Source organism: Thermovibrio ammonificans HB-1 (assembly GCF_000185805.1).
In the GTDB taxonomy this organism is placed as follows: Bacteria; Aquificota; Aquificia; order Desulfurobacteriales; family Desulfurobacteriaceae; genus Thermovibrio; species Thermovibrio ammonificans.
This window is the reverse complement of the sequence record NC_014926.1, coordinates 374,708-401,022: the sequence shown is the minus strand read 5'-3', so window position 1 is coordinate 401,022 and position 26,315 is coordinate 374,708. Positions and strand designations below refer to the sequence as shown.

Genomic DNA, 26,315 nt, shown 5'->3' with positions numbered 1-26,315 from the left:
GGAAGCTCCCCCTACTTGAGGTACTCTACGGCCTCTTTGGCGCTCTTACCCTCGTGAACTATCGCCGCTATCGCCCTTACTATCTTCTCGGGGTCGTCGTGCTGGAAGGCGTTCCTTCCTATAGAAACGCCCTTGGCTCCAGCCTTCATAGCCCCTTCAACCATCTCGAGAATCTCCATGTCGTTGCTCATCTTGGGGCCGCCGGCTATAACAACGGGAATGGGGCATCCCTTGGTAACCCTTTCGAAGGTTTGAGGGTCACCGGTGTAGGCAACCTTAACTATATCTGCCCCCAGCTCTGCAGCAACGCGGGCACAGTGGGCAACCGTGTCGGGGTCGAAGGGGTTCTCTATGTGCTCGCCGCGGGCGTACATCATCGCAATAAGGGGCATTCCCCACTCAAGACACTTCTCGGCAACCCTGCCGAGGTCTTCAAGCATCTTGTCTTCGTTTACATCACCGAGGTTCACGTGGACGGAAACGCCGTCGGCTCCGAGCTTTATCGCCTCCTCTACCGTGCAAACGAGAACTTTGGAGTTGGGCTTGGGGGAGAGGTTGGTACTGGCAGAGAGGTGAACTATGAGGCCCACGTCTTTACCCCTCTTCCTGTGGCCGTGGCGAACGAGCCCCTTATGGATGATAACGGCGTTGGCACCGCCGTTGGCCACCTTGTCTATAGACTCCCTGATGTCGATTATGCCGGGAATCGGGCCCATGGAAACCCCGTGGTCCATGGGTATTATGACCGTATTTCCCGTTTCCCTGTTAATAATCCTCTCCATTCGGATGGCCTTACCTATCTTCATGGCCGATACCTCCGGGATAAGTGGAATTTCTGTTCAGGCGTCGGTTAGGTGGTGATTTTACGAAATCGACGGTGACTTAGCCCTCTCCCTCCCCGGAGGGAGGGAAATAGCCGCTGGGGGAGAAAAGGTATTTCTCTATGAAGTCGCAGAGAACGTGACCCAGGGTTATGTGAACCTCTTGAATCCTCGGAGTGGAAAAGCTCTTAACGATGAAAGGGTGGTGACACAGGGAGGCGAGCTTCCCACCGTCTTTACCGAGAAAGCCGACTGTAAGAAGGCCAATCTCCTTTGCCTTCTCTACGGCCCTCACAACGTTTTCGGAGTTACCGCTGGTGCTAATGGCCAGGAGAACGTCTCCCTCTCTTCCCAAGGCCTCTACCTGACGCTCAAAAACGCTGGCAAAGGAGTAGTCGTTGGCAACGGCGGTTAAAACCGATGTATCGGTTGTAAGGGCTACGGCGGCAACGGGCGGCCTTTCAAGCTCGAAACGCCCTACAAGTTCGGCGGCTATGTGCTGGGCATCGGCCGCCGAACCGCCGTTACCGCAGATGAGGAGCTTCCCCCCCGCCTTCAGCCTGCGGGCAACCTCTAAGAAAGCGGAGTATATCCGCTCTTTGTTCTCCTCTATAAAGTCCCTCTTGAGGTCCGCACTCTCAAGGAAGGTGTAGTAAATCAGCTCCTTCATGCGTTCATCGCCTTCAGGAAATCTTCGTTCGTCTTGTACTTCCTCAGCTTCTCAAGGAGGAACTCCATAGCCTCAACCGGAGACATAGAGGTCAGGAGTCTCCTCAGAATCCACACCCTGTTAAGCTCCCACTCGGAGAGCAGAAGCTCCTCCTTCCTCGTTCCCGACTTGTGGATATTTATGGCCGGGAATATCCGCCTCTCAACAAGCTGCCTGTCGAGCACTATCTCCATGTTTCCGGTTCCCTTAAACTCCTCGAAGATAACGTCGTCCATACGGGAGCCGGTCTCCACAAGCGCCGTAGCGAGAATCGTCAGGCTACCGCCTTCCTCTATGTTCCTTGCCGCGCCGAAGAACCGCTTGGGCTTGTGGAAGGCGTGGGCGTCTATACCTCCCGATAGAATCTTACCACTTGGAGGGGTTAAGGTGTTGTAGGCCCTTGCAAGCCTGGTAAGGGAGTCAAGGAGTATTACAACGTCCTTTTTGTGCTCCACAAGGCGCTTGGCCTTCTCTATGACAATCTCGGAAACCTGGGCGTGGCGCTCGGGAGGCTCGTCGAAGGTAGAGGAGATAACCTCGTCGGCGAGGGTGTTCCTCTTCATATCGGTAACTTCCTCGGGGCGCTCGTCTATGAGGAGGATAATCAGGTAAGTATCGGGGTAGTTGGTCTTTATGGCGTTGGCAATTTTCTGGAGCAGAACGGTCTTTCCCGCCCGGGGAGGAGCAACTATAAGCCCCCTCTGACCCTTACCGACAGGGGTTATAAGGTCCACAACCCTGGTAGAGAGCTCGCTGGGGTCGTTTTCGAGCCTGAAACGCTCCGTAGGGTGCAGTGGAGTGAGCTGGTCGAACTGGGGCCTGGTTTTGGCAACTTCCGGGGGCTCCCAGTTAATAGCGTGGACTTTTAAAAGGGCATAGTACTTCTCACCCTCCTTGGGGGGGCGAACCTCTCCGGCAACGGTATCCCCGGTCCTCAGGCCGAACTTCCTGATTTGAGAGGGGGAAACGTAGATGTCGCTCGAGCTCGGCAGGTAGTTGTTCTCGGGAGAGCGGAGAAAGCCGAAACCGTCGGGCAGAACCTCAAGAACGCCAACTCTGAAAATTGCTCCCCTTCGCTCTGCGTCTTTTTCCAGAATCCTCTTTATAAGCTCCTGCTTTTTTGCGGACTTTACTTCCACTCCCAGGGACTTTGCAATCTTCCTCAGGTCGAAAATGCTCATTTTCTGGAGCTGGTCAATAGTAAAACCCTCTACAAGGTTTTCTGCCATAAACTTCTCCCTCCAACTGGTTTGAATGTTTATTCTGAAGCCTCTTCTTCTCTCTCTTTCGCACTTCTACCTGCAATGCGGGAGACCCAGATGCTAAGCTCGTAGAGAACCAAAAGGGGAAGTGCCATCATTATTTGAGAGAACACATCGGGAGGCGTAAGGACTGCCGCTACTATGAATATAACTAAGATAGCATACTTACGGTTATTTTCAAGCATTTTGTAGTTTATCACCCCGAGCTTTGAAAGGAGCCACACTATAACCGGCAGGAGGAAGACAAAGCCGAAGGCGAGAATCATCTGAATAACGAAGGAGACGTAGCTCCCTATGGTTATTTGGGGCGTAAGGAGGTCGCCCATAAAGCCCAGGAGGAACCTCAAGCCAAAAGGGAGGATAACGAAGTAGGCAAATGAGGCCCCGAGGAAGAAGAAGAGAACCGAGAAGAAGAGAAAAGGCAGGATAAACCGCTTTTCGTGCTCGTAAAGGCCCGGCTCTATAAACTTCCACACCTGGTAGAGGATGAAGGGCAGGGCAAAGAGAATACCCGCAAAGAACGAGATTTTAAGGGCCGTGAAGAAGGCCTCGGGAGGGGAGAGGAATATCAGCTTACCCTGCAGGTTCTTGGGAAGGGGCCTTTCAAGGAGCAGAAGGAGCTCCTTTTTGAATGGCCACGCAATAAGGAAACCTACAAATATGGCGGCCACCGACTTAAAGAGGCGTTCTCTCAGCTCTTCTATGTGTTCGGTTACCGGAAGTTCTTCGTCGGGAAGGGGGCGTTTCTCGGGCATCCTATTCCTTAACCTTTATCTTCTCTACCTGCTCTTCTTTTTTGGTCTGCTCAGACTTGGCAACGGTGGTCTCTTTCTTCTCCTGCTTCTCCTCTTCGTCCATAAGGCCGGAGGAGGCTTTCCTGAACTCGTTTATGGCCTTACCCATGGAACGGGCAAGCTCGGGGAGCTTCTTGGGCCCGAAAATCAGCAGGGCAATAACCAGAATAATTATTAGCTCTTGGGTTCCAATGCCGAACATGGCACCTCCAGAAGATAGGGCTTTATAGGGAACTGCGTTTCGTCGCTTCTTTCAGAGAGGAGAGAAGCTCTCTCAACCCTTCAAAGTCCTCCTGCTCTATACGCCTAACAACGGCGCTGCCTACAACAAAGCCATCTGGACTATTATACATCTCTTTTATATGCTCCGGCCGGGATATACCGAAGCCTACCACCGTCCTCTTACCGGAGATGCGCTTAACCCTTGCTATATCCTCCTCTATCTGCTTGTAGGCCAGCTTCTCCCTCTCGCCCGTTATTCCGGTAACGGAAACGTAGTAGATGAAGTCTCCCGTAACCTCCCCTATGAGCTTAACCCTCTCGTCGGTGCTGGTTGGGGCGGCAAGGAACACGGGAGAGAGCTTCAAAGACTTTGCCTTCCTCGAGAAGTCCCTCCCCTCCTCGGGAGGCAGGTCCGGGACTATGAAGCCGTCTGCTCCGGCGGCCTTTGCGTCTTTAATGAAGCGGTCTTCCCCGTATGCGAATATGGGGTTGTAGTAACCCATAAGGATTATGGGCTTTGTGGGAGCAAAAGCCCTGAGCTTCTCAACCAGCTCCAACACCCTTACCGTGTTTGCCCCGGAGGCAAGGGCCCTTTCGTGGGCTTTCTGAATCGTAGGGCCGTCGGCAAGGGGGTCGGAGAAGGGCATTCCCACTTCAACCATGTCGGCAAACTCAAGTATGAGTTTGAAGAAATCGAGGGACTTTGAACAGTTCGGGTCACAGGCAGTTGCGTAAACTATAAGAGGTTTCTCTCCCCTCGCCTCGAGCTCAGAGAAGGTGGCGGCTATTCTTTCCATAGCGTCTCCAGATTAGGTAAAGAGTAGGAACGAGAAGGATAACAGGGATAGCAACAAACTTATGGCTAATAATAAAGGAAAAGAGGTAACCTATCAAGTTTCCAAATAGCAGGTAAGAGAGTATCCACAGGAGGGCACCAACGGCGTTAAGGAGCGAGAACTTTAAAAAGGAGGGCCTGAAAGCTCCTATAACAACCGGCAGCAGAGGCCTTACAACGGGAAGAAACCTGCCCACAACCAAAGAGAGCTCCCCACGGGTCTCGATGAACCTCTTCGTTTTCTTAAGGCTTTCCTCCGAGAGCCCGAACTTTGCGGCAACAGAAGTTAGAAGCTCCTCCCCCAGCATAGCCCCGAAGAAGTAGGAAACCGTGTAGCCGAGAAACGTTCCTACGGTTCCGCACACCAGAAACTGAAGGGGTGAGATAATTCCCTTTGCCGCAAGGAGCGACGAGAGCAGCAACACTTTTTCCGCCGGGAGTAAGAGCCCCAAGAGCAGGGCGGTTTCAAGGAAGGCCCAGGTGAATATGACCAGGCAGGCCAGGTCTGGGTGGGCCTTTATAAAGTTAACGCTCTCGTTTACAAGGGAGTAGAGGGAAGAGAGGTCCACTTGACACCTTCAGAGAGGTAAACTAAACTTTCCAATCGCACGACGGCCAATTATATCAGGAGGTATCGGGTATGAAGAAGGGTATCCACCCCGAATACAGGGAGACAAGGGTTGTATGTGCCTGCGGTAACACTTGGGTAACAAGGTCCACTAAGTTTCCCGAGATAAAGGTAGAGGTTTGCAACCAGTGCCACCCGTTCTTTACCGGCACCCAGAAGCAGAAAGTTGTAAGGGGTAGGGTAGAGAAGTTTATGGCCAAGTACCAGGGCAAGTACTAAGATGGTTGAGCTCCTCTCCCAAACGGAGAACCTCCTCAAGGTTGTTGCAACGGCCGCCCGGGTCTGTTACTCCGGGCTTCCCCTTGAGGAGCTCCTCTCCCGCTACGGGGAGGAGGAGGACCGGGAGCTCGTAAAGAGAGTGGTCTCTATGGGCCACCTTTCGGTTGTTGAGCACGGCGTTTTAACCTTTAAAGTGGGAAAGGAGTTCAAGGAAGAGCTCTTTGAGCTTCTGTGTGATAAACCCTTCTTTAAGGTCTCGGAGAGGGAAGACTCCTTCATCTTATCGGTTAACCTGAGGACCCTCCTCGAGCTGAGAGAGGAGAAGCCTCACTTAAAGCTGGTTCGGGAGCTCTCAAAGTTCATCCCCGACTTCTTAGGCTAAGAACTCAAAAGAGCTTCCCTTCAGAAAGCCCTCTTCCCGGGGGTGAAGCTCTCCCGGAGAGAACTTGCAGTAAACCACCTTAAAGCCGACCGACTCAAGCTCTGCGGCAAGCTCTTCGGGCCTTAAAAGCTCTTTTAAAGGCTCTTCGGCCCAGAGGTCTACCGAGAGCTCATACCCCAAGAGCTTCAAAAGGGCCTTCAGCTCCCCCTTGGGGGTTTCAAGCTCGAGCAGCGCCTTAAAGAGCTCCCCCTCCCTTTTCACAAAGAGCCTCCCCTTAAAGTCCGAAACGGTTAAAAGGGGAACAATCACAGTTCCGGTAACCAGGTAGAGGGCGTAAACGCCCAAAAGGGTGTTCAGAAGCTCGGTGAGCTTCTCCTTGGTGACCCAGCGGGGTAGGCGGGGCTTAAACTGTTCAAAGTTGTCTATCAGAAGCAGCAGCCCAACAAGCGCATACCGGCTCACGGCGGCGGCAGGGTCTCCCTTAAGAAGGGCCTCCTTAAACTCCCCGAAGGCGGGGGCAAGCTGGGGAAGCTCTTTTTTAAAAAGCTCCTCAAGGTAGGTAACAACCGCAGGCGTAAATACGGCGTTTAAGGGAAGGGGTTCGCCCTTAAGGAGCTTACCCAGAACCGAAGCCACAAACTTTGAAAGTTCCTTCGGCGAAACTCCGGCGGAGACCAAAGAGAAAACGAGCTTCGGCGAAACCTCCTTCAGCCTGAGAAGGAGCTCCTGCCCCTCCTGAAGCTCAACCGGTAGCTTAACATCGGCAATAAGGGTCAACTTACCGGAGCGGAGCTTGGCCTTCCCCTCCGGGGTGTAGCCGAGGAACGTGGCCCTGATTATGTCCTCAAACTCCCCCTTTCCCTTCTGCTCCCCCTTGCTCACAAGGGAGAGTAGCTGCCTCATCTGCCGGTAGGAGAAGTTCTCCCACTTAACGGGCAGGTTCCGGGAGACTGCCTCTACGGGAATTATCCCCTCTATCCTCCTGATTTCCACCCGCTCCCTCACTCAAACAGGTCGGTCGAGAGGTAACGCTCGCCGGTATCGGGAGCAACCGTTACAACCGGCCCGTTGGGCTTCACGTCTTTTGCAACCCTAACGGCAACCGCCAGGTTGGCCCCGGTTGAAACGCCGCACAGAACCCCGAACTCTTTTGCAAGGCGCCTTGTAAACTCCCGAGCCTCTTCGTAGGAGACGGTTTCTACCCTATCAACAAGGCCTCTATCGAGGGTTTTAGGAACGAAACCGGCCCCTATTCCCTGTATCCTATGGGGGCCGACGGGGCCTCCCGAAAGGGGTGCACAGGTATCGGGCTCAACGGCAACGCACAGACAGTTGGGGTTCACCTCCTTAAAGCGCCTTGCCATCCCGGTAAATGTGCCTCCGGTGCCTATACCTGCAACAAAAAGGGCAGGAAGGCGCCCCAACTGGGTAAGAACCTCAAGGGCGGTCTGCTCGTAGTGAACTTTAGGGTTCACCGGGTTCTCAAACTGGCGCGCAGGGAAAAAGCGCTCGGGTTCCCTCTCTACCAGCTCTTGGGCCCGCCTAACGGCGCCTGCCACCCCCTCTTCTGCCGGAGTTAGCAGAAGCTCGGCACCGTAAGCCCTGAGAATCTTCTTCCGCTCTTGGCTCATGTTCTCGGGCATCACTATCAGGCACCTGTAGCCTTTAGCGGCACAAACCATGGCAAGGCCTATTCCGGTATTACCGCTTGTGGCCTCTATAACAGTTTTATCGGGTGTAAGCTCCCCGGAGCGCTCTCCCTCTTCGATTATCGCCTTTGCCACCCTGTCCTTTATAGAGCCGCCGGGATTGAAAGATTCGAGCTTCAGGAAAACCTCCACCCCGCCGAGCTCAACCCTGAGCAGGGGCGTATTTCCAACAGCGTCAAGGATACCTGACAACCACGTCTTCATCGTTAAGCTCCTTCAGAACAAAAACTTCCTTTCCCCTAACTCTCTCTCTACCGGTTACTTTATCAAAGATTGATGGGCGAAAAACGAAGAAACCGCCCACGTGCTTTGCCGCCTTCCGGAAGTAAAAATCGGTAAGGGAGAGCTCCTCCTTCCACTTTCGGTAAAGGTCGTAAGGAATGCCTCTTAGAAGCTCTCCCCTATACCTGAAGCGGACTATACTGTTTTGAACGAGCCGCCTCATAAAGTGGAGCTTAGAGTCCCTTGTAAGGTTGCGCCTTACGGCCTCGTAAAGGGAGGAGTCTGAAGTAAGGTAATCGCATACGATTTTTATTATCTCGTTTATCCTATCGGGAACCAGCTCAACTATACCTTTATAGGTGATTCTCCTGTGGAACGCCTCGGGAATTATCCGCCTGGTAGAGCCCTCAAGGCGTTTACTGCTGTCGACTATACCGCCTACAACTATCAGCGTGTTCGGGGTAACCTCCTCGTGGGTAAACTCCTTCTCCCCGGAAGGGTCAAGAACTATAACGGTATCGTAACCCTTAAGGCTACCGAGAACCGGAAAAGGTACCCGCGGTGAGAAAAACTCCCCGAGGAAGCGCTGGGCTTCGGGGGTAACGCCGGTCAGGAAAAAGTTCTCCGGAGTGAAAAAGTCTTTAACGGTGCCGTAGGCTATCTCGAGCTGAACGGCAAGGCTTTTACGCTCTTGGGGAAGAAGCTCCGAAGAGAGGGAAAGGTCTACGGCAAAGTCCGGGTAAGAGAGCTTCACCCCCGAAAGGTCAACCGTTCCCGGCCGCCTCACTACAGCGGCGTCGGCCTCTACGGCTCCGCGAAAAGCGAGGAGCTTCAGCTCGCCACACTCCTCTACAACCTTACCGGGCCTTATCTCCTCACCGAGCTCTTCAGCCCTAACAACTCCGTAATCCCCCTTAACGAGCCTGTAAGCTATGCGGTTAAAGAAATCTCCCCTGCCGGGCTGAAAAAGCAGTTTCGGGCGTTTCACTCCCGTCCGAACAAGGGCTTCAGCAACCAGCTCCTTGGGTTTCCTGAACTTCACGGCCCCTCCGGTGTTAAACTTACACAGAAGTAACCACAATTATAGAAAGCGGAGGCACTATGGCTAAAGGAATTGCCGAAGTTCCGGGAATAACCTGCGGAGTTGCAAGGGCCGGCATAAAAAAAACCGCCAAACCCCAGGAGAGGCCCGACCTCCTCGTTGTTGTAACCGAGGAGCCGGCAGAGTTTGCAGCCGTTTACACAACCAACGACGTTAAAGCCGCACCGGTAAAGGTGAGCATGGAGCTCAGCGGTAAGGTATCGGGCATTGTGGCAAACAGCGGCAACGCAAACGCCTGCACAGGCGAAAGGGGGATAAAAGACGCACTGGAAATGGCCTCACTCGCCTCTCAGCTCACAGGAAAGGGAAGGTTCCTGGTGGCCTCAACGGGAGTAATCGGAGAGCCGCTGCCCATGGATAGAGTCAGAACCGGCATAGCCCAAGCGGTGGCAAACCTCGGAAAGGCCCAAGGGGAAGAGCCCGCAAGGGCGATAATGACAACCGATATCTTCCCCAAACTGGCATTCAAAGAGAGCTCGGGCTTTGTGGTCGGCGGAATCGCAAAGGGGGCAGGAATGATAGACCCTGCAATGGCCACAATGCTCTCCTTCGTTGCAACAGACGCAAAGGTTCCCAAAGAGCTGCTTCAGCGGGCCCTAAAGGAGGCCGTAGAGGTAACGTTCAACGCAATCACCGTAGACGGAGATATGAGCACAAACGACTGCGTCTTCCTCCTCTCCACCGGAAAGTCCGGAGTGGAAATAACCGAGGAGAACTACTCGCTATTTAAAGTTGCCCTTACCGAAGTACTCGAAAAACTCGCCTACCAAATAGTAAAAGACGGCGAAGGCGCCACAAAGGTCATACGGGTTGTAGTTGAAGGAGCGGAAAGCCCGCAGCAGGCAAGGAGCGTGGCGAGGAAAGTAGCCCTGTCGCCCCTTGTTAAAACGGCCGTTTTCGGGAACGACCCCAACTGGGGCAGGGTGCTCGCCGCGGCCGGCTCTGCAGGAGCGGGCATAGTAGAGGAGCAGACGGAGCTCTACTTCGGCTCCTACCTGCTCTTTAAAGGGGGAAGAGCCGAGTTCTCGGAAGAGGCGGTATCCAACTACATGAAGGAGAGCCAAGAGGTTGTAATAAGGCTAAACCTCAACCTGGGGAGCTTTTCCTTCACCTACCTTACCTGCGACCTAACCTACGACTACGTGAGAATAAATGCAGAGTACAGAACGTAAACTGGTTGTCCTCGACGTAGGGAACACGGCGGTAAAGGCGGCCCTGTTTGAAGGGGGGAAGCTCTTCTCCCTCTTTACCGTTCCTACGGCAAGAGCCTCCGAGGAGCTTCCCCTCCAACTTAAAAACCTTTCCGGCACCCCCCTTGCCTACGCCTCGGTTGTTCCCGAAGTATCCCGACTCATAGACAAGCTCTTTCCCCAGAGCTTTTCAGTCTCCCGGGCCCAAAAGCTCCCGATAAACGTAAACTACGGCTCCAAAATGGGGGCCGACAGGCTGGCGGCAATGAGCGCCCTGCACCACTTTGAAAGCTACGTAGTTGTAAGCTGCGGAACGGCAACCGTAATAGACGCAGTAAAGGAGAAGGAGTTTGTCGGAGGCTACATACTCCCGGGCCTTTACACAATGGCAGAGGCCTTAAGAGAAAAGACCGCCCTGCTACCTGAAGTTAAAGAGTTCAAAACCTTAAAACCGGGGAGGTCTACCAGAGAGTGCATATCTGCCGGAATACTTGCGGCAACGGTGGGGGCCGTAAAAGCGGTAGTGGAACACATCGGCATAGAGCCAAACAGGGTATTCCTGACGGGAGGTGCCGCCAAAGATGTGGGCCGTGTAACCGGGTGGAGGCTGGTAGAGGGCTTAGTTCTACGGGGAATTGTTACGCTCTACCTGCTCAATAAAGGGGGGAAAATCCCCCCTACAGTTTACTTGCCGTAGAGCTCCTTAGCAGCAGCTTTAAGGGCGGCAACGTTGCCCTTAACTGCGGCCATCATCGGGTTGCTGGTTGTCTGAGCAGCCTTAACGAAAGCCTGAGGAGTCTTGAACTTGGCCTTCAGCTGAGCGGCGCTCGGAGCAAGGCTGCCGTTGTGGCAGGAAGCGCACTGGGACTCCCATACGCCGGCAGATGCCGGAGCTGCGAGCAGTGCAACTACCGCCATAGCACCTAAGAACCTTTTCATCCTCTTCCTCCTTAACGGTAGTTTAGCAGCTCTTAATTTATGGAAATTGTGTAGAACTGTCAAAGATTATAAAAAATTAATCCTACTTCCCGGCCTGCTGAGGGGCCACCTTCACCCTCACAATACCGTCGTCCCTCCAGACGAAGTTGAGGGCGTTTGTGGGGCAGGAGTCCACACATTCAGCACAGTTCCAGCAGTAAACGCTCTGGCTCTCGCCTACACTGGGCTTAATCCCCATCGGACAGCGGGAATCACACACCTTACACCCTACACACCTTGAGGCGTCGTACCTGATAACGAGCTGACGCCACTTGCCTATAAGGGCCAAAGTAGCCCCGAGGGGACACAGGTACCTGCAGAAAAAGCGCCTGGTAAACAGGTTCATCAGCAGAACAACAACAACTATCCAAACCTCAACGGTAATGTGCTTGTAGAAAACGTAAAACATAGTCTCCCTACCTATCAGACCCGGCGGAGACCACCACACAAACATCGGGTAGCCGATAATCATAGTAACCAGGAGCTCCGCTATGAGGGCAAACCAGAGGGTCCTCTTGGCAAGGCGCAGAAGGTCGGGCCTGTACTTCAGCTTCCTTCCCCACTTGGGAACGAGGCCGAGTACCTTGTCGGTAAGCATAGAGAGGAACTCAACAGGACACATCCAGCTACAGAAAACCCTACCCATCAGAAAAGCAAGGGCAACCGGAATAACCATTCCCACGAGAGAGGGCATGTAAAAGGCCTTGGCCGTAAGGATTGACTCTACACCTTCCAGAGGGGAAACAACCCACAGGTTGCCCACCCCGAGGGACTGAAACCAACCCTGAACGAAGTTAATATCCCACTTGTAGTTCAGGAACGGGTTTCCCACAACAGTAACGAAACAGACCAGAAGAAACAGGTAGCGCCAGAGGGTTATCCGTTTAAAGAAAGGTTTCTTTGCCACAGTCCACCCCGCTACGCCTTTTTAATATCGGAGAGCTTGATTTCCTTAATCTTCTTCCACTTAATAGGCATTATGGTGATTGCCTTTTTACCGTGGTTTTCGGGCCAGGTATCGGCAATGCAGGAGTAGGCGCAGATTCCGCAGCCGGTACAGTACTCCTCTACTATGTAAGGCCTGAAGTCGTGATCGATTTTAATTGCAACCCCGGAGAAGGGACAGACGCTAAAGCAGGTTTTACACATAAGCCCGGTTTTATCCTGCTGCCACGTTACGCAAATCTCCCTGTTGATAACCGCAACTCCCATACGAACATCTTCCTTGGCGCAGGGAACAAGGGAGCCGGTAGGACAGACGTAAACACACTTCATACAGAGGTAGCAGGGCTTTTCAAGAACGGCAACGTAAGGGGTTCCGGAGAAAACACCGGCCTCTTTAACGTCAAAGTACTTAATGCAGTGGTAAGGACAGACCTCTCCGCACCTACCGCACCTTATACACTTTTGGGCAAAGTGTTCTTCAGATACGGCACCGGGAGGCCTTAGGATGTTGGGGCCTATCGGCGATTTAATCATCGTTTTCGGGTTTTTCAACCTTGAAAGGTCGCAGGAGTTAAAGAGAGTTCCGGCCATAAAGGCACCGAGGGTAACTTTTAGAAATTCCCTTCTGTTAGTTCTCTTCTCCTTCATCGTCTTCTCCAAACCACATCTTCTCCGCCTTCTTTTCCGCCCTTTTTAGGCCGTGGAACGGGTTACCGGGGTGCAGCTCTCCCCTCTCTATCTTTTCAAACTCATCGAGGAAGTAAGCTTCAACAACAGCTAACTGTAAAACGCCGTCTATCTCTTTTATCTTCTTTTCAATTTCCTCAAGTTCTTCATATCGTTCAGCATCCAAAACAACTATTATGTAGTATGCATTATCTTTCTCCTTTAGTTCTCCGCCGTAAACTTCCACACCGGGAATGTCAAGTAACGCCCTCTCAACCTGAAACCCCTTATCGGGCTCTGCGGTAACAACGCAACTGACTATGGGCATACATCACCTCGCTGTTTTATTATATTCGGGAAATTGAATCAAAAGGGAATAAGAAAAGCGGGGGCAGAGCCCCCGCCAAAGTGTCCATTAAACCTCGTTCGGGTCAAGCTCGGCGTTGTGGAGGTATCCGCCCCTAACCTTCTCAAGCTTAACAAGGTACTGCTTGAGGGGTTGAGCAGGAGCATACTTCTTAATGCGGCAAGCACAAATCTTGAACTCGGGCTGCTTAGAGCCGGGATCGAACGCATCAATGGTACAGTAGTTAATCATCCTGTGCTTCTCCTGGTCGTACCAGTAAACGAAGACCATACCCTCCATCGGGCCTTCGTCGGTAGAGATGCGGGCGGGAATGATGTTCTTACCGCGACGGGTCTCGATGAGAACGAGGTCGCCGGGATTAATGCCGAGACGCTGAGCATCCTTCGGGTTAACCTCTACCCAAGCGTAGGGGTAGTCGTTTGCAAGCTCGGGGATACGGCCGGTCATTGTAGCGGTATGCCACATGTCGATAACACGGCCTGTAGAGAGGTAGAACGGGTATTCGGCATCTGGAGGCTCGGCAGGACCTTTGTAAGGCCTGAGCCAAATCCAGAACTTATGGTCCTTGTGGAGGTGGCCGTAGTCAACAACCTTCCAGTCGGTGAGACCCCACTCCTTGGCAAACTTGGTAGCAAGCGGGTCTTTACCAACAACGAACCTTCTGAGAGTTCCGCCCTTCATTGCAATCTCAACTGTAGGTGCAGGCCACTGAACGCCGTCGGGCCTTGCAAGGAGAACTTCGTAGGTGGCTCCGGAGAGGTCGTTGTCCTGCCCCTTCGTAACCCTACCGGCGTATTCACTCCAAACCTCTTTAGCAAGCTCCCACCAGGGGTCACGCTTGGCAGCCTCTATAAACGGAGCTACACACTGGTAAACGGTGTGGGCACGCTGCCTCATCCTCGGGTCACGCTCACGCCTGAGCTTCTTGGCAAGAACCTGAGCAAACTCAACGATGATTTGAAGCTCGGGCTTACACTGTCCGGGAGCTTTAACGGCAACAGGTGTCAGCTGAGAACGGCGCTCGGTACATCCGTAAACACCTGTCTTTTCAAAGTGGAACGGTGTTGGAAGAATGAGGTTTGCAAACTCGGTTGTCCTTGTGGGGAAGATGTCGTTTACAACAACGAAGAGGTCTTCCCTGTTACGGAAGGCTTCACGGAACCTCCTAAGGTTGGGGAGAGACTGCAGCGGGTTGGTCTCCTCTATCCACATGAAATAAATCTTCTTGAGGCCGGGGAACCTCTTCCTGTCCTCCTCGGTGTAGGAGCAAGCAGAGAACATCTTTACAGTGTGGTAACCGGGCTTGGGAGGAATGGTTCCCTGAGGAACGCCCCAGATTCTCTCAAGCTGATGCCTGTCGTGGGCACTCTTAACAAACCTGTGACCGGGAAGGATGTGACACAGACCGCCACCTTCACGAACACCACCACAGGCGTTGGGCTGACCAGTAAGGGAGAGGGCGTCTGCACCGTCCTTGCAGATGTTACCTGTAAGGAGGTGGAGGTTGGTTACCAGGTTGTTTGCCCATACACCGCGGGTCCTCTGGTTGAGACCCATTGTCCATATGGAAACCGTTCTTGTGGTTGCAAAGCGCCTTGCAACCTTTCTAATCATCTCGGGAGTGATGTTCCCGCCGCAGATTTGAGCAGCGTACTCGGGCGTGTACTTCTGGAGGAAACGCTTGTACTCCTCGAAGGATACCTGGTGACCGATAAGGGGAACTTTGTCCTTTCCTTTGGTGTAGATGTGGAAAGCACAGTACTTGTTCACGAACTCCTTATCGTAGAGGCCCTCGTTAACGATTACATGGGCTATAGCGTTGAGAAGGGCGAGGTCTGTTCCGGGCTTAAACTGCATGTGGATATCTGCAATCTTAGAGGTGGGAGAAATCCTCGGGTCTACGTTAATTACCATGTACTCGTTGGGCCTTGCAAGCTTGTTGTGCATAATACGGCGGTAGAGAATCGGGTGACACTCTGCAGTGTTGGAACCTATGATGAAGACGGTTTGAGCCTTGTCGAGGTCTGCATAACCACCTGCAGGCTCGTCTGTTCCGAAAGATGTAAGGTAACCACCAACCGCAGATGCCATACAGAGCCTGGGGTTACCCTCTACCTGGTTGGTTCCGATGCACCTGAAGAGCTTCTGGAAAAGGTAGGTCTCTTCCGTAAGGGCCTGACCGGAACCGTAGTAGGCAATGCCGGACCAACCGAAGGGAGTCCACTCTCCCTTCTTCATAGCTTTAATCATCTCGTCGGCAATGATGTTGTAAGCCTCTTCCCAGGAAATAGGCCTGAAGGGCTCCTTCTTGCTCTTCCTGTAGAGGGGCTGGGTAAGCCTGTCGGGGTGCCTGAAGAGCTTGTAAAAGAGCATTCCCTTCATGCAGAGGAAGCCGAAGTTAATCTGGGAGTGGCGCTCACCGCGGATTACTGCAGGTTTTCCGTTCCTGAAACCGAGCCATACCTTACACCCGGTTCCGCAGAAACGGCAAACACCCCTTACCCAGGTGTAACCTCCCTCTTTCTTGTAAGCAGGAGACTTCTTAACCTCCTCGGGAATTCTCATAAGGTTTTCTTCGGCCTTGGCCTCTTCAAAGGTGGGAAGCTGGTCTGCCTTTATCTTTAGGTTAACCCCAACAAGAGAAGCTGCCGTTAGAGCAGCACTCTTTTTGAGGAAGTCTCTCCTTCCAATTCCCATCGTACCCTCCTTAAGATTTAGTACTGAGCCGGGTTAAACTCTTTGGCGTTCTTGATGTTCTTAACGCCGTTACCGTGGAACTCAAACACGTGCGGTGTGTGGCAGGTCCAACATTTAAAGTTAGGCGCTTTCTCCTGCATGGTCACCACTTCCTGGTAGTGGCAAGCCATACACTTGGTAATGGGCGGAACTTTGTGGAAGTCGCTGAAAGTTCCGTGGCACTGGAAACACCTTACGTTAGCTATGGCGTGCTTGGAGTGTGCCCACTGCTGGTAAACCTTCGGGGTTACCTTCTCGTGGCACACCCTACACTGCTGCTGCTGAGGCGGAAGCTTGGCTATAACGCTCGGTGGAACCGGGTGCTGGTCTGCCATGGCAAGACCTGAGCCTGCCACCATCAGGCCTGCCAGTAGTGCTAGGGTCTTTACCTTCACTTTGCACCTCCCCGTTTTATTTCAGTTCTACTCGTGAGCCTCTCCAGTGGTTTCACTCTCTCCCTTCTTACTAAAATATTCCTTCAACTTCTGCTCTAAGTCAAATCCGTGGCCGACATACCAGTGGCAGGTAAGGCAGTCGCCCTTAATCTCGCCGGCCTTAAGCTTTTCGTGCATGATGTTGTCCGGCAGTGCCACATGGCAGTGCTCACAGTTAGACACGAATACGTAACGCTCACGCTCCTGTCTCTTCTCTATCCAGTGTTCCGGGTCGTTAACCCAGCCTCCGTGGAAGATGTGACCGATGAAGTCTCTCGTTCCGGACATACCCTTAGTTACAAGATATGTTACAACATTTCCGTGGGGCAGGTGACACTGGGTACACGCAGCCCTTATTGCCCCCCTCTTGTTCCCGAGGGGACCGTGGGGTCCGGTCTTCCAGGTCTCGTACATGGGCTTCATCTCGTGACAGGAGCTACAGAACTCAGGCGTTGAGGTCTCCTCTATCATCTGGGCCGCTATAAGGGCACCAACGCCTGCAACAACAGCTCCGACAATGGCACCTACTACAAAGGCCTTCTTCTCCGCCACCTCTACCTCCTAACCCTAATATTAAAACTTCCTTATTTCAGGCAACAATTTTACCATAGTTTTGTAGTTTTAAAGAAATCACTAATAGTCTTCGTCTTCAAAATAGTGTTTCAGCTCCTTCACTTCTTTGCCGTTAGGGTTAATCGACACCATACCAGAATAACACTTGAACGCCTCGTCAAGTTTACCCTCTTTTATATATCCTTTAGCCGCAAGGTAGTAGTAGTGGTAAGCTTCCTTGTACTTTTCGTCGTTATCAAGTAGAACCGCTCTCATATAGTTAAGCCTCGGGTCGTTAGGAGAGCAGTAAGCCTCCGCCTTATGTAACTCTTCCTCAGCTTCCGGGTAATCAGCAGCCGAAATGTACTGGTCTGTAAAGAGCAAGTATCTCGTACACTTATCCAATGAATTGGGATTCACAGGAGCAGAAAGGGGGAGTTCCTGAGGCATTGAACCTGCAAGCTTTCTGTCGAGGGGAGTTTGAGGGGGTGGAGGGGGAAGGTAGTTATTGGCGGTTTCGTTCTTTGGAGAGGTTGTTGCACAGGAAGCCAGCGCAAACGCAGTAAGGGCAAGAGCGACAAACTTACGCATTGCCGTTTTTCTCCAGCAGTTTAAGGTATTTAGAGTTGGGGTTCATCAGCTTGAGCCTTTTAACAACCTCCTTGTAGGCGGCAGTATCCCCTTCCTTCTTCAGTATAAGGGCCGCCTTGTAGTAGGCCTCTTCTGCGGCTTCAGAAGCCTCGGGCATATCTTCAGACATGGCTCCGCTGTAGAAGTTACCAAGCTGGTAGTAGGCCTCGGCGTTGTTCGGGTCGAGCTTCACGGCAGTTTGAAGCTCCTGAACCGCCTTCTGAAGGAGGGAAAGACGCTCTTTATCTACACGCTCAGCCGCGGCTTGAGACTCTTCCATAAGCCTATCAAGGTCGGACTCTTTAAGGCCCATTTTCTTTAAAAGTTCCCGATACTTCTTCTCTCGCTCTTTTGTCATATTTTCGGGGAAGAGCTTCTTCATACTGTAAAGGGTCATAAGCTCGTTAACCTGGAAGAAGTTAAAGCCCTTTTTCTCAAGTTTTGAGTAGAACTTACGGAACACCTTAGAGGTTGCAGTATCTTTCAGGTTCATTGCCTTCTTGTAGTAGAACATACCCAAAAGCATGTGAAGGTCGGAGGCGACTTTAAAGGCCCGGGGGTCTTTAAGACTTCCGAGTTTCTGTTTTGCATTCGGAATGGGCTTGTTTGGATTTTCCTTTAAAATGGGCTCAACCTCTTTAAGGGCCAGTTTTATCTTTTTTATACCGTCGTCGTACTTGTGATTGTGGTAATCCCTATAAATGCAGTAGAAGTAAAGGGGCGGATTCTGAAGGAAATCTTTAGGGCACTGAAGCCTTTTCTCTATCTGTTTTTCAAAGGAGGCGGGCTTTGCAAAACCTGAGGAAGCTGTAAAAACGGAAAGAGCGGCGGTCAGAAGGAGAATTTTCTTTTTCAATTTTTACCTCCAGAGGTTGTATAGGGGGGAAATTAAAAAGGGAGGGCCGAAGCCCTCCCAGAAAGAGTATAAAGGCTTACTGAGCAGCCTCTCCGTAACGCTTGACGTAGAACTCTGCAATCTTCCTGAGCTCTTCCTTGTTGAACTCGTGGAACCACTTGTGGTACGGGTTGGAGAAGAGCTTCTTCTTGAACTCAGCCCACTCCCTCTTAACACGCCTGTTGCCCTTCTCGGCAACAATCTTGTCGGCTTCGGGGAGGAGCTTGAAGTAGAAGTTGTAAGCAACTTCAAAGAGACCGTGCCAGTGGGTCCAGTCGGGAGCCATCATAGAAGCACCCATCCTTGCCCTACGACCTTCGTGGTGCCAGAGGAGGAAGTACTCCCACTCAATCTTCTGGTTGAACGGAATCGGGTCGATGAGCTTGTTCTGCCTGAGGAACTTCATGATGGCTGCGGCAGGCTTAGCAAACTTGTTGTTGTAGAGCTCAACAAGCTGGTCGTACTGGTAGTAGAAACCATCTATCCAGAGTTTCTGGTGGCAAGCTGCACAAACCTTCTTCATCTCGGCACGCTTAGCCTGCCAGTTGGGCTTGTGCTTGGAGATAGGCGGCCTGAGTGTCCAGGAGAGCCTTGCACCTACGTCGTGAGTCGGCTTAGCACCGGTTACAGAAGCTCCCATGTGGCAAGTTACACAGTTGGGAGCCTGGTAGTAGTCCTCACCGAGAACCCACTTAGCCCTGTCGAGGGTCTGCTCGATTTCAGACAGGTGAGCCTTGTAAGCGATACCGTGCTTGGAGAGCTCCCAAATCTCGATTTGCGGGTGGTCGGGACCCTGGTGACACTTACCACAAGTACCGGGCTCACGAACCTGCTTGAGGCTGAAACTGTGCCTGTAGTGGCAAGCAGCACAGTTACCCTTGGAGCCGTCGGGGTTAACCCTTCCGATACCCTCGTTGGGCCACGGTCCAAGAATCGGGAGGCCGTTCTTAACGGGGATTGTACGGCCGTGACACTGTGCACAACCGAGGTTGAAGAGAGGCTCACCCTCTACAATCCTACCGAGAACGTTGTCAAGAGAACCAACGAACTGGGCAGCTTTTGCGTGGTGGGACTCGGTAACCTCTTTCTCCTCTTTGGGGTGACACTTACCACAGTCGAGAGGAGATACGATTGTGGAGATTGTGAAGCCAAAGTGCTGGAAGGCGTCCTTGTCGCCCTTGTTGGCCTGGTGACACTCGTAACAGCCAACACCGGCATCGGCGTGCTTGCTGGTAGCCCACTGCTGAACAAGAGCGGGGTTCATGCCCTTGTGACAGCCGAGGCACGCCTGGGACTCCTTAGAGATGTACCTCAGGGCTGCGCTGGCGTCGGTAGTATTAAGACCAATCACTGCTGCTGCAGCGAAGGTAACCGCCAGCAGCCCTGTGCGAAGCTTGCTGAGCTTCCCCTTCATGGTTTCCCTCCTTAGGCTTGGAGTTTTCCCTTTTATTTCTAAAGTTTTATTATACTCAGCGCCAATTGGTTGTCAAGAGTTTATTGTTTTATTCGTTAGGAAGTAGATTAGGAATTTCTTATTCTCGCACCTCCCCCATAGACTTCATTCGGCGTATAGATTATATACCACGCACTTCTTAATCCTTAATAAATATATAGAACCGGAGCGGAAGATGACCCAGGTGATAAAGTTCAAGTACCCCGACACGGAGAAGGTAGGGCTCGCAAAGAGTAAAGAGGAGCTTCTGCCCTTAAACTACGGAGATTGGATAGTTGTCAGAACCGACAGGGGAGAGGAGCTGGTTAAAGTACTGAAAGTTTACGAGCTCGATAAAGAGAGCATGGAGAAGTTTGGAGTTAAAGAAGAGGAGCTCTACCAAGCCCTCCGCCGGGAAACCGCCGAAGACAGAAACCGCTTTGTAGACAACGAGCTGTTTGCCCAAGACGCCCTGGAGGTGTGCAAGAGGAAAGTTCTAAAACACGGACTCGAGATGAAGCTGGTTAAAGCCTACACAACCTTAAAGAGGGAGCGGATAGTCTTCTACTTTACGGCAAAGTCCCGGGTTGACTTCCGCCAGCTGGTCAGGGACCTTGCCTCCCACTTCAGAACGCGAATAGAGCTTCAGCAGATAGGGGTCCGCGACGAAGTGAAGATGATAGGCGCCGTAGGAATGTGCGGCAGGGTTTGCTGCTGCAAAGAGTTCCTCGAGTGCTTCAGCTCAATCTCCCTTAATATGGCCAAGCTCCAGGGGCTCCCCCCGAACCCTGCCAAGCTGTCGGGAACGTGCGGCAGGCTAATGTGCTGTCTCAAGTTTGAAGAGGCGAACTACTACATCAGGCAGTTCCTCCCCGAGGTGGGCCAGCAGGTTGAAACCCCCGAGGGGGCGGGAACTGTTGTCGATATAAACGTGCCCCTTGAAACCGTAGTGGTTGAAGTTCCCGAAAAGGGGAAGGTGGCCGTTCCGCTGAGGCTCTTTGTAACAGAGGAGCAGTGGGAGGAGTACGTTAACAAACTGAAGGAGAAAGCAGACGACAGAATCAAGTGCTTCTTCAAAGCAGGGGTAATAGGCGATGAGAATCACCACTGAGCTTAAAAGCCCCTTAAACAGGCTCTTCATATACGAAACGGCCGACGGCTACAGGGTAGAGTCGGTTTTCTACAAGGGAGAGCGACTCTGCGTTTCCAGCCAGGTGGGCTGCCCGGTGGGGTGCGCATTCTGCGCTTCGGGGCTTAAGGGGCTGAAGCGAAACCTCTCTGCCGAAGAGATATACGCCCAGTACTCCCTTTTAAAGGGGGAACTGCCGATAAGGGGTATTGCGATAGCCGGCATAGGAGAGCCGGCCCTTAACGCAGACTCCGTTGTTGAGGCGATAGGACGCTTTAAAAAGGAAGGGCTAAAGGTTACGGTAAGCTCTACAGGCTGCGACCTTGAGGGTTTTAGGAAGCTGGTTGAAGCCCCCCACAACGGGCTGACGATTTCGGTTCACGCGGTTAAGCCCCACATAAGGGAGCGGCTGTTTAAGCTGAAGCAGCCGATAGAGAAGGTGCTGGAAGTTGTTGAAGAGCACCTTGAGAGGAGCTCTTCAAGCAGGAGGAAGAGGTTCCAGCTGGGTTACCTGCTCATAAAAGGGGTGAACGACGACGAAGAGAGCTTGAAGCTCCTTGCCGAGCTTGCAAAGAGGCACCGCTTCACCGTTATGCTCATGGCGTACAACGAGGTTGAAGGGCTGCCGTTTAAGGGCCTCTCTGAAGAGGAGTACGAAAAGGCGTTCCTGAAGCTGAGGGAGCTGGGAGTGAGGGTAACTCTAAGCAACAGGTTCAGACGCGACAAACTCGGCGGTTGCGGAACGCTCACAATCGCAAGGGAGGTTAAAGATGAGGCTTAAAGCTCTCCTGACCTGCTGCCTGCTCTTTACGGCTGCCGGGTGTGTACACCAGCCCCAACAGCCCACAAAGAGCGAAGAGAAGGAAGTTGTGAAGCTCGGAAACGCCGCCTGCAGAAAGCTGATGGCAACCCTGAAGAGGAACCTCGGAATGGCCCTTAAAGAGGGAGGGCTGCCCGGCGCAATCGAGTTCTGCTCTCGGCAGGCCCAGGAGCTCACCGAGAAGGTAAACAGGGAGCTCGTTCTCGTAAAGGTGAGCAGAGTTTCGGACAAGTTCAGAAACCCAAAAGATAGGCCCACACCCCTCGACCTGAAGGTGATTAACTACTTCAAAGAGAAGTTAAAGGAGGGTAAACTTCCCCCCTACAAAGTGGTGAAGGTTAAAAAGGGCACAGAGACCTACTTCATCTACTACAAGCCCATCAGAGTTGGTGCTTTCTGCCTTAACTGCCACGGCGACCCGCGCCACATGGACCCGGAGGTTTTAAGGATACTTCGGGAGAAGTACCCCTACGACAGGGCCCTCGGCTACAAGGTGGGACAGTTAAGGGGTGTGTTTAAAGTTGTAATTCCCGAAAAGGCACTTAAGGAGGGGTAGATGTTCGTTAAAGAGGGTGAGCTTCCCGGCATAGGGAAGAAGTACTCCATGAAAACAGAAAACGGCGACACGATAGTTGTCGTAATCCACTACACGGGCAAGCGGGAGATTTACTACTTCGAAGAGGACAGCGAGGAGCCCACGGCGGTGATAGAGCTTACAGACGAAGAGGCCCGTACCCTCGGAACTATACTCGTGGGTGCACTCTTCCAGCCCACCTCCGACGAGGAGAAGATAGGCTTCCTGATGAAACACCTTGCCTTCGAGTGGATAAAAGTTCCGAAAGACTCCTTCCTTGTGGGCAAAAGCATCAAAGAGCTGGAAATCAGGAAGCGCTTCGGCGTGATAATCGTGGCAGTTATAAGGGACGAGAACGTGATAGTTTCCCCGTCGCCCCTGTTTGTTATTGAGCCCGGAGACACGCTGGTTGTGGTGGGAACCTTAGAGAACATAAAGAAGTTCGTTAAGGCCGTAGAGGGAGAGAAGAGGGAGTAATGGCCCACTTTACAACATACCTTGCCCTCTTTACCGGGGCCCTGCTCGCCTCCTACTTCGTTGCCCACAAGCTCAGGCTTCCCGTCATACCGGTTTACATACTGGCGGGGATTGGTGTATCGCTGTTCGTTCACGCCGGGGAAACCAAAGTATTTGAAGCCCTCGGAGTGATACTGCTTCTGTTTTACATAGGGCTCGAGTTCTCCCTGGCGGAGATGGAGAAGAACTTCAAGAACATACTCTCCGTTGGAATTGTAGACCTAACCCTTAACCTCTTTCCCCTGTGGGCCGTTTCGGCTGCCCTGGGGTTCGACCCCTTTACGGCATTTGTTCTTGCGGTGATTCTCTACCCCAGCTCGTCGGCAATTGTCTCTAAGCTCCTCATAGACCTTAAGAAGCTGGCCAACCCGGAAGTTGAGCCGGTTCTGGCCATACTGGTATTCGAAGACATAGCCGCGGCAACCCTTCTGGCGGTTCTGGTAAACATCTCTACAACGGGCAGTGCAGACCCCGTGACAGTTTTAAAGGTGGTGATTAAGATTGCCCTGTTCATCTTCTTCGCCGTTGTGTTCATAAAGAACTTCAACAAGGTGGTCGACGTTGTAATAGGTAAGTACGGAACGGCAACGGAGTTCCTGGTTCTGCTTGTGGGAACGGTTCTGTTTGCGTTCGTAGAGGTGGCAATGGGGTTCGGCCTCTCCGAGGCCATAGGAGCGTTTGCCGCCGGCACCCTGTTTGCCGAAACCTCCCACAAGGAGAGCGTTGAGCAGGTAGTAATACCCTACAGAGACCTCTTCGGGGCGCTCTTTTTCCTGACGTTCGGCATCTCGATAGACCTGAGCAAGATGGAGGCATCGCTCATTGTGCCCCTCGGGGTGCTTATTGTTGCCTCATTTGCGACTAAGCTCTTAACCGGCGTTGCGGCCGGGAAGCTCTACGGGCTCTCTCTTAAAAGGGGCGTTTCGGCGGGCCTCATGCTGCTGCCCCGGGGAGAGTTCTCCATACTGGTTGCAGCAACCGTTCCCAAGCTGGTTCCCATAACCGCCGTTTACGTTCTCGCCTCGTCGATACTGGGTTCGTTTGCGGTAAAGGAGTCCGGCAAAATACTGAACCTGCTGTTCAGGAAGAAGAAAAAGAGGAAGAGCAGGCTCTCAAAATCGCAGCTCTTGGGGGATTAGATGTTTATCACCTTTGAAGGGATAGAAGGGTGCGGGAAGAGCACCCAGGCTCGGCTAACCTACGAGTGGCTGCTGGATAGGGGTTACACTTCGGTTTTAACCAGGGAGCCGGGGGGAACACCGGCCGCAGAAAAGGTGAGGGAAGTGCTCTTAAAACGCTGGGAGGAGCGTTTTCCGCCTATGGCGGAGCTCTTTCTGTACGAGGCGGCAAGGGCGTTTCACGTTGAGAACCTGATAAAGCCGGCCCTGCAGGAAGGTTCAATTGTGATATGCGACAGGTTCACAGACTCCACCCTTGCCTACCAGAGCTTCGGCCGGGGGCTCAGCAGGGAGTTTGTAGCCTTGTTGAACCGGAAGGCCACCGGAGGCCTAAAGCCGGACCTGACGCTCCTCATAGACCTGCCGGTGGAGGAGGCCTTCAGGCGGATAGCCCAAAAGAGCCGCGACCGAATGGAGTCTGAGCCTTTAGAGTTCCACAGAAGAGTAAGAGAGGGTTTCCTCTCAATCGCCAGGGAAGAGCCCGAAAGAGTTGCGGTTATAGACGGCCGGGGCACGGTAAGCGAAGTGTTTGAAAGGGTGAAAAGGGTAATCGAAGAGAGGCTAAGGTGTTCAGCCAAGTAGTGGGTCACTCTAAAACCCTGGGGGTGATAAGGAGCCTCGTAGAGAGGGGACTCTTCCCCCAGAGCGCCCTCTTTGTAGGCCCGGAGGGAGTGGGGAAGAAAACGGTTGCCGTAGAAGTTTTAAAGGCGATAACGGGCTCTCCCCTTGAGGTAAAGGTGGTAGGGGAGGAAAAGCCGCCCACCGTTGAGGAGGTGAGGGAGCTTTCGAGCTGGCTCTTTACAAAACCCTCTTCGGGAAGGGGGAAGGGGGCGGTTATAGACATGGCCGACCGGATGAGAAGCGAGGCGGCAAACGCCCTTCTCAAAACCCTTGAAGAGCCCCCCGAGTACGGCTACCTGATTCTGGTGGCAAACAGCGAGGTGGCCGTTCTGCCGACCATAAGGTCAAGGTGTAAGGTTTTCCGGTTCTCCAGGCTCCCCGACACGAGCGTAGAGTACGCACTGAAGAGGCTGGGGGTTGAGGCCGACAGGAGGGTTGTAAAGCTGGCCGGCGGGAGCGTGGGCCTTGCCCTGAGGCTGAGCGAGAGCAACGTTCCACAGTTGGTAGAGGCTTTTCTAAAGGCGGTAAAGGGCCCCAAGCCCGCACGGGAAGTGGTCCCCCTGGGGGAGCTGTTCAGCAGCGTAAGCAGGGAGGAGGCCCTGCTCTTCCTCCAGGCCCTCGAGAACTACATCCGGGAGGAGGGCTCCCTGCTGGCCCTGGAGGAGGTGATTCAGAGAGCCAGGGAGTTTCTGAACTTTTACGGCAAACCTCAGTCGGTTGTAGAGTGGATGGTTTTAGAGCTCATCACCGGCAGTTCACGTAGTGGATAATCCTGCTGAAAAGGCTTACAAGGTTCACCCTGTTTGAGCAGTTTGCCTTTTTGAGAAGCTGGTTTATGTAGTACTTAACGGTCTGCTCCGATATCCCCAGCTCCCGGGCTATCTCCTTGTTTGTTTTACCCTCAACGAGGAGGGAGAGGACCTTCAGCTCCCTATCGGAGAGTGAGTCTATCTTCAGCGAGCCCTTGCTGCCGGAGATGAGGTTGAGAAGCTCCCTCTTAAACCACTTCTCTCCCCTTAAAACTGCGTTAAAACACTTGAGGAGCAGTTCCTTTGTTGTATCCGGGGAGATGACGCCCGAAATCGGGAAGTTGATAACGAGGAACAGAAGCTCCTCCTCACCGATTCCGGTGTCTACAAGCAGGTGTTTTACCCCCCTTTCCGAGAGAGCGCGGAGGTCGAAATTTATGATTCCCGATTTATCAAAGAGGAATATCTCCCCCTCGTCCGGAGTAGGAACAACCTTAATTTCTTTTAAAGTTTTTAAGAAACCCTCAAACGCCTCTTCAAGGAGGTTGTTGTAAAGCGAAACGCTTACCCTTACCATCTAATTCAACCCCTAACCCTTGTAGTTAAGCCGAACCGTGTTTTTGGCTTCAACCGAAAAAGTAAAACCGAAGAGTTTTTTAGCCTTAACAGGGCTTCAACCGGCAAATTAGCAGTTTATTCTATACCAAATCAGAGGAGCTCCTTATGGTAAGTTGTTAAGAGGCCGGGGTAGAGCTCGTCTATAAAGCGGACTATGGACTCTAAAGTGGCGTCTACAACTTTAGAGCTGGTCCCGACCACGGCAACCCCTATCACGGCCCTCTGCCAGCTGTCCTGGGCGTCTACCTCGCTAACGGAGGCGTTGAACTTCTTCTTTATTCTCTCAACCGTCCCTTTAACCACCCCCCTCTTCTCTTTAAGGGAGTGGGCCTGCGGTATGTAGAGCTCAAGCTCGAGGTAACCGATAACCGAAGCCACGG

33 protein-coding genes are annotated in these 26,315 nt (G+C 52.7%); 11 read left to right on the top strand and 22 right to left on the bottom strand.

What is annotated here, in order from left to right; genetic code table 11:
• Positions 1 to 11 precede the first annotated feature (11 nt).
• From THEAM_RS02275 to THEAM_RS02245, 7 genes are all read right to left on the bottom strand, one after another.
• Entirely contained in the window at positions 12 to 806 is a 795-nt protein-coding gene (locus THEAM_RS02275; protein WP_013537199.1) for a 2-amino-3,7-dideoxy-D-threo-hept-6-ulosonate synthase, read from the bottom strand.
• Positions 807 to 882: 76 nt separating this feature from the next.
• The gene (gmhA, locus tag THEAM_RS02270; RefSeq protein WP_013537198.1) at positions 883 to 1,491 is read right to left on the bottom strand and encodes a D-sedoheptulose 7-phosphate isomerase; all 609 of its coding nucleotides are present in this window, start codon (positions 1,489 to 1,491) and stop codon (positions 883 to 885) included.
• Positions 1,488 to 2,759 (bottom strand): transcription termination factor Rho, encoded by a 1,272-nt coding sequence (gene rho / locus THEAM_RS02265; RefSeq protein ID WP_013537197.1) that lies wholly within the window; start codon positions 2,757 to 2,759, stop codon positions 1,488 to 1,490. The genes gmhA and rho overlap by 4 nt, the downstream gene beginning before the upstream one ends.
• Positions 2,760 to 2,788: 29 nt before the next feature.
• Positions 2,789 to 3,547: a twin-arginine translocase subunit TatC gene (tatC, locus tag THEAM_RS02260; RefSeq protein WP_013537196.1), complete on the bottom strand. Its 759-nt coding sequence runs from the start codon at positions 3,545 to 3,547 to the stop codon at positions 2,789 to 2,791.
• A gap of 1 nt (position 3,548) precedes the next feature.
• Positions 3,549 to 3,788 (bottom strand): twin-arginine translocase TatA/TatE family subunit, encoded by a 240-nt coding sequence (tatA, locus tag THEAM_RS02255; protein ID WP_013537195.1) that lies wholly within the window; start codon positions 3,786 to 3,788, stop codon positions 3,549 to 3,551.
• Between the two features lie 22 nt (positions 3,789 to 3,810).
• A complete protein-coding gene (gene trpA / locus THEAM_RS02250; RefSeq protein WP_013537194.1) occupies positions 3,811 to 4,605 on the bottom strand; it encodes a tryptophan synthase subunit alpha in 795 nt (264 codons plus the stop codon).
• Positions 4,577 to 5,212 carry a DedA family protein gene (locus THEAM_RS02245; protein WP_013537193.1) on the bottom strand — a complete coding sequence of 212 codons (636 nt, stop codon included), beginning with the start codon at positions 5,210 to 5,212 and terminating at the stop codon, positions 4,577 to 4,579. The genes trpA and THEAM_RS02245 overlap by 29 nt, the downstream gene beginning before the upstream one ends.
• A 71-nt stretch (positions 5,213 to 5,283) precedes the next feature.
• Between THEAM_RS02245 and rpmE the strand changes: the two genes are divergently transcribed.
• Both rpmE and THEAM_RS02235 read left to right on the top strand, forming a co-directional pair.
• Positions 5,284 to 5,490 carry a 50S ribosomal protein L31 gene (rpmE, locus tag THEAM_RS02240; RefSeq protein ID WP_013537192.1) on the top strand — a complete coding sequence of 69 codons (207 nt, stop codon included), beginning with the start codon at positions 5,284 to 5,286 and terminating at the stop codon, positions 5,488 to 5,490.
• A gap of 1 nt (position 5,491) precedes the next feature.
• Positions 5,492 to 5,872, top strand: a complete 381-nt coding sequence (locus THEAM_RS02235) for an FAD-dependent thymidylate synthase (protein WP_013537191.1) — start codon at positions 5,492 to 5,494, stop codon at positions 5,870 to 5,872.
• Here THEAM_RS02235 and THEAM_RS02230 read toward each other — a convergent pair.
• From THEAM_RS02230 to THEAM_RS02220, 3 genes are read right to left on the bottom strand one after another with little or no spacing between them, the layout of a single operon-like run.
• Positions 5,864 to 6,865, bottom strand: a complete 1,002-nt coding sequence (locus THEAM_RS02230) for a hypothetical protein (protein ID WP_013537190.1) — start codon at positions 6,863 to 6,865, stop codon at positions 5,864 to 5,866. The two genes, THEAM_RS02235 and THEAM_RS02230, sit on opposite strands and share 9 nt — an antisense overlap.
• 8 nt (positions 6,866 to 6,873) lie before the next feature.
• A complete protein-coding gene (cysK, locus tag THEAM_RS02225; protein WP_013537189.1) occupies positions 6,874 to 7,785 on the bottom strand; it encodes a cysteine synthase A in 912 nt (303 codons plus the stop codon).
• Positions 7,757 to 8,845 carry a tRNA (guanine-N1)-methyltransferase gene (locus THEAM_RS02220; protein WP_013537188.1) on the bottom strand — a complete coding sequence of 363 codons (1,089 nt, stop codon included), beginning with the start codon at positions 8,843 to 8,845 and terminating at the stop codon, positions 7,757 to 7,759. The genes cysK and THEAM_RS02220 overlap by 29 nt, the downstream gene beginning before the upstream one ends.
• Before the next feature lie 59 nt (positions 8,846 to 8,904).
• On the opposite strand from THEAM_RS02220, the gene argJ reads away from it, so the two are divergent.
• The gene (gene argJ, locus THEAM_RS02215; RefSeq protein ID WP_013537187.1) at positions 8,905 to 10,077 is read left to right on the top strand and encodes a bifunctional glutamate N-acetyltransferase/amino-acid acetyltransferase ArgJ; all 1,173 of its coding nucleotides are present in this window, start codon (positions 8,905 to 8,907) and stop codon (positions 10,075 to 10,077) included.
• A complete protein-coding gene (locus THEAM_RS09390) occupies positions 10,058 to 10,792 on the top strand; it encodes a type III pantothenate kinase (RefSeq protein ID WP_013537186.1) in 735 nt (244 codons plus the stop codon). The genes argJ and THEAM_RS09390 overlap by 20 nt, the downstream gene beginning before the upstream one ends.
• Here the strand turns inward: THEAM_RS09390 and THEAM_RS02205 are convergent.
• The 10 genes from THEAM_RS02205 to THEAM_RS02155 form a co-directional block, all read right to left on the bottom strand.
• A complete protein-coding gene (locus THEAM_RS02205) occupies positions 10,780 to 11,034 on the bottom strand; it encodes a hypothetical protein (RefSeq protein WP_013537185.1) in 255 nt (84 codons plus the stop codon). The two genes, THEAM_RS09390 and THEAM_RS02205, sit on opposite strands and share 13 nt — an antisense overlap.
• A gap of 82 nt (positions 11,035 to 11,116) precedes the next feature.
• Complete coding sequence (locus tag THEAM_RS02200; protein ID WP_013537184.1) at positions 11,117 to 11,980, bottom strand: 4Fe-4S binding protein; 864 nt, start codon at positions 11,978 to 11,980, stop codon at positions 11,117 to 11,119.
• 11 nt (positions 11,981 to 11,991) lie between these two features.
• A complete protein-coding gene (locus THEAM_RS02195) occupies positions 11,992 to 12,666 on the bottom strand; it encodes a 4Fe-4S dicluster domain-containing protein (RefSeq protein ID WP_013537183.1) in 675 nt (224 codons plus the stop codon).
• On the bottom strand, positions 12,647 to 13,012 hold the full coding sequence (locus tag THEAM_RS02190; protein WP_013537182.1) for a chaperone NapD: 366 nt from the start codon (positions 13,010 to 13,012) through the stop codon (positions 12,647 to 12,649). The genes THEAM_RS02195 and THEAM_RS02190 overlap by 20 nt, the downstream gene beginning before the upstream one ends.
• A gap of 87 nt (positions 13,013 to 13,099) precedes the next feature.
• A complete protein-coding gene (locus THEAM_RS02185) occupies positions 13,100 to 15,748 on the bottom strand; it encodes a molybdopterin-dependent oxidoreductase (protein WP_013537181.1) in 2,649 nt (882 codons plus the stop codon).
• 17 nt (positions 15,749 to 15,765) lie between these two features.
• Entirely contained in the window at positions 15,766 to 16,182 is a 417-nt protein-coding gene (locus THEAM_RS09385; protein ID WP_013537180.1) for a hypothetical protein, read from the bottom strand.
• Between the two features lie 27 nt (positions 16,183 to 16,209).
• Positions 16,210 to 16,773 carry a cytochrome c3 family protein gene (locus THEAM_RS02170; protein WP_013537179.1) on the bottom strand — a complete coding sequence of 188 codons (564 nt, stop codon included), beginning with the start codon at positions 16,771 to 16,773 and terminating at the stop codon, positions 16,210 to 16,212.
• Positions 16,774 to 16,854: 81 nt separating this feature from the next.
• The gene (locus tag THEAM_RS02165) at positions 16,855 to 17,364 is read right to left on the bottom strand and encodes a tetratricopeptide repeat protein (RefSeq protein ID WP_013537178.1); all 510 of its coding nucleotides are present in this window, start codon (positions 17,362 to 17,364) and stop codon (positions 16,855 to 16,857) included.
• Positions 17,357 to 18,259: a tetratricopeptide repeat protein gene (locus THEAM_RS02160; protein WP_013537177.1), complete on the bottom strand. Its 903-nt coding sequence runs from the start codon at positions 18,257 to 18,259 to the stop codon at positions 17,357 to 17,359. Before THEAM_RS02160 ends, THEAM_RS02165 begins: the two co-directional genes overlap by 8 nt.
• 76 nt (positions 18,260 to 18,335) lie before the next feature.
• Complete coding sequence (locus THEAM_RS02155) at positions 18,336 to 19,712, bottom strand: multiheme c-type cytochrome (RefSeq protein ID WP_013537176.1); 1,377 nt, start codon at positions 19,710 to 19,712, stop codon at positions 18,336 to 18,338.
• Positions 19,713 to 19,926: 214 nt separating this feature from the next.
• Here THEAM_RS02155 and THEAM_RS02150 point away from each other — a divergent pair, with 214 nt between their 5' ends.
• Genes THEAM_RS02150 through THEAM_RS02120 form a run of 7 tightly spaced genes read left to right on the top strand, consistent with a single transcriptional unit; the run spans position 19,927 to position 25,338 of the window.
• The gene (locus THEAM_RS02150; RefSeq protein WP_013537175.1) at positions 19,927 to 20,841 is read left to right on the top strand and encodes a PSP1 domain-containing protein; all 915 of its coding nucleotides are present in this window, start codon (positions 19,927 to 19,929) and stop codon (positions 20,839 to 20,841) included.
• Entirely contained in the window at positions 20,825 to 21,640 is an 816-nt protein-coding gene (locus THEAM_RS02145; protein ID WP_013537174.1) for a radical SAM protein, read from the top strand. The genes THEAM_RS02150 and THEAM_RS02145 overlap by 17 nt, the downstream gene beginning before the upstream one ends.
• Positions 21,630 to 22,235 (top strand): Tll0287-like domain-containing protein, encoded by a 606-nt coding sequence (locus THEAM_RS02140; protein WP_013537173.1) that lies wholly within the window; start codon positions 21,630 to 21,632, stop codon positions 22,233 to 22,235. The genes THEAM_RS02145 and THEAM_RS02140 overlap by 11 nt, the downstream gene beginning before the upstream one ends.
• Complete coding sequence (locus THEAM_RS02135) at positions 22,236 to 22,730, top strand: cation:proton antiporter regulatory subunit (protein WP_013537172.1); 495 nt, start codon at positions 22,236 to 22,238, stop codon at positions 22,728 to 22,730. It begins immediately after the preceding gene.
• On the top strand, positions 22,730 to 23,908 hold the full coding sequence (locus tag THEAM_RS02130) for a cation:proton antiporter (protein ID WP_013537171.1): 1,179 nt from the start codon (positions 22,730 to 22,732) through the stop codon (positions 23,906 to 23,908). Before THEAM_RS02135 ends, THEAM_RS02130 begins: the two co-directional genes overlap by 1 nt.
• Positions 23,909 to 24,529, top strand: coding sequence for a dTMP kinase (tmk, locus tag THEAM_RS09640; protein ID WP_013537170.1), 621 nt, complete (start codon positions 23,909 to 23,911; stop codon positions 24,527 to 24,529).
• Positions 24,514 to 25,338, top strand: a complete 825-nt coding sequence (locus THEAM_RS02120) for a DNA polymerase III subunit delta' (RefSeq protein WP_013537169.1) — start codon at positions 24,514 to 24,516, stop codon at positions 25,336 to 25,338. Before tmk ends, THEAM_RS02120 begins: the two co-directional genes overlap by 16 nt.
• On the opposite strand, the gene THEAM_RS02115 is transcribed toward THEAM_RS02120, so the two are convergent.
• A complete protein-coding gene (locus THEAM_RS02115) occupies positions 25,313 to 25,894 on the bottom strand; it encodes a helix-turn-helix domain-containing protein (RefSeq protein WP_013537168.1) in 582 nt (193 codons plus the stop codon). The genes THEAM_RS02120 and THEAM_RS02115 overlap by 26 nt on opposite strands.
• A gap of 131 nt (positions 25,895 to 26,025) precedes the next feature.
• The gene (locus tag THEAM_RS02110; RefSeq protein WP_013537167.1) at positions 26,026 to 26,313 is read right to left on the bottom strand and encodes a DUF503 domain-containing protein; all 288 of its coding nucleotides are present in this window, start codon (positions 26,311 to 26,313) and stop codon (positions 26,026 to 26,028) included.
• Positions 26,314 to 26,315: the final 2 nt, after the last annotated feature.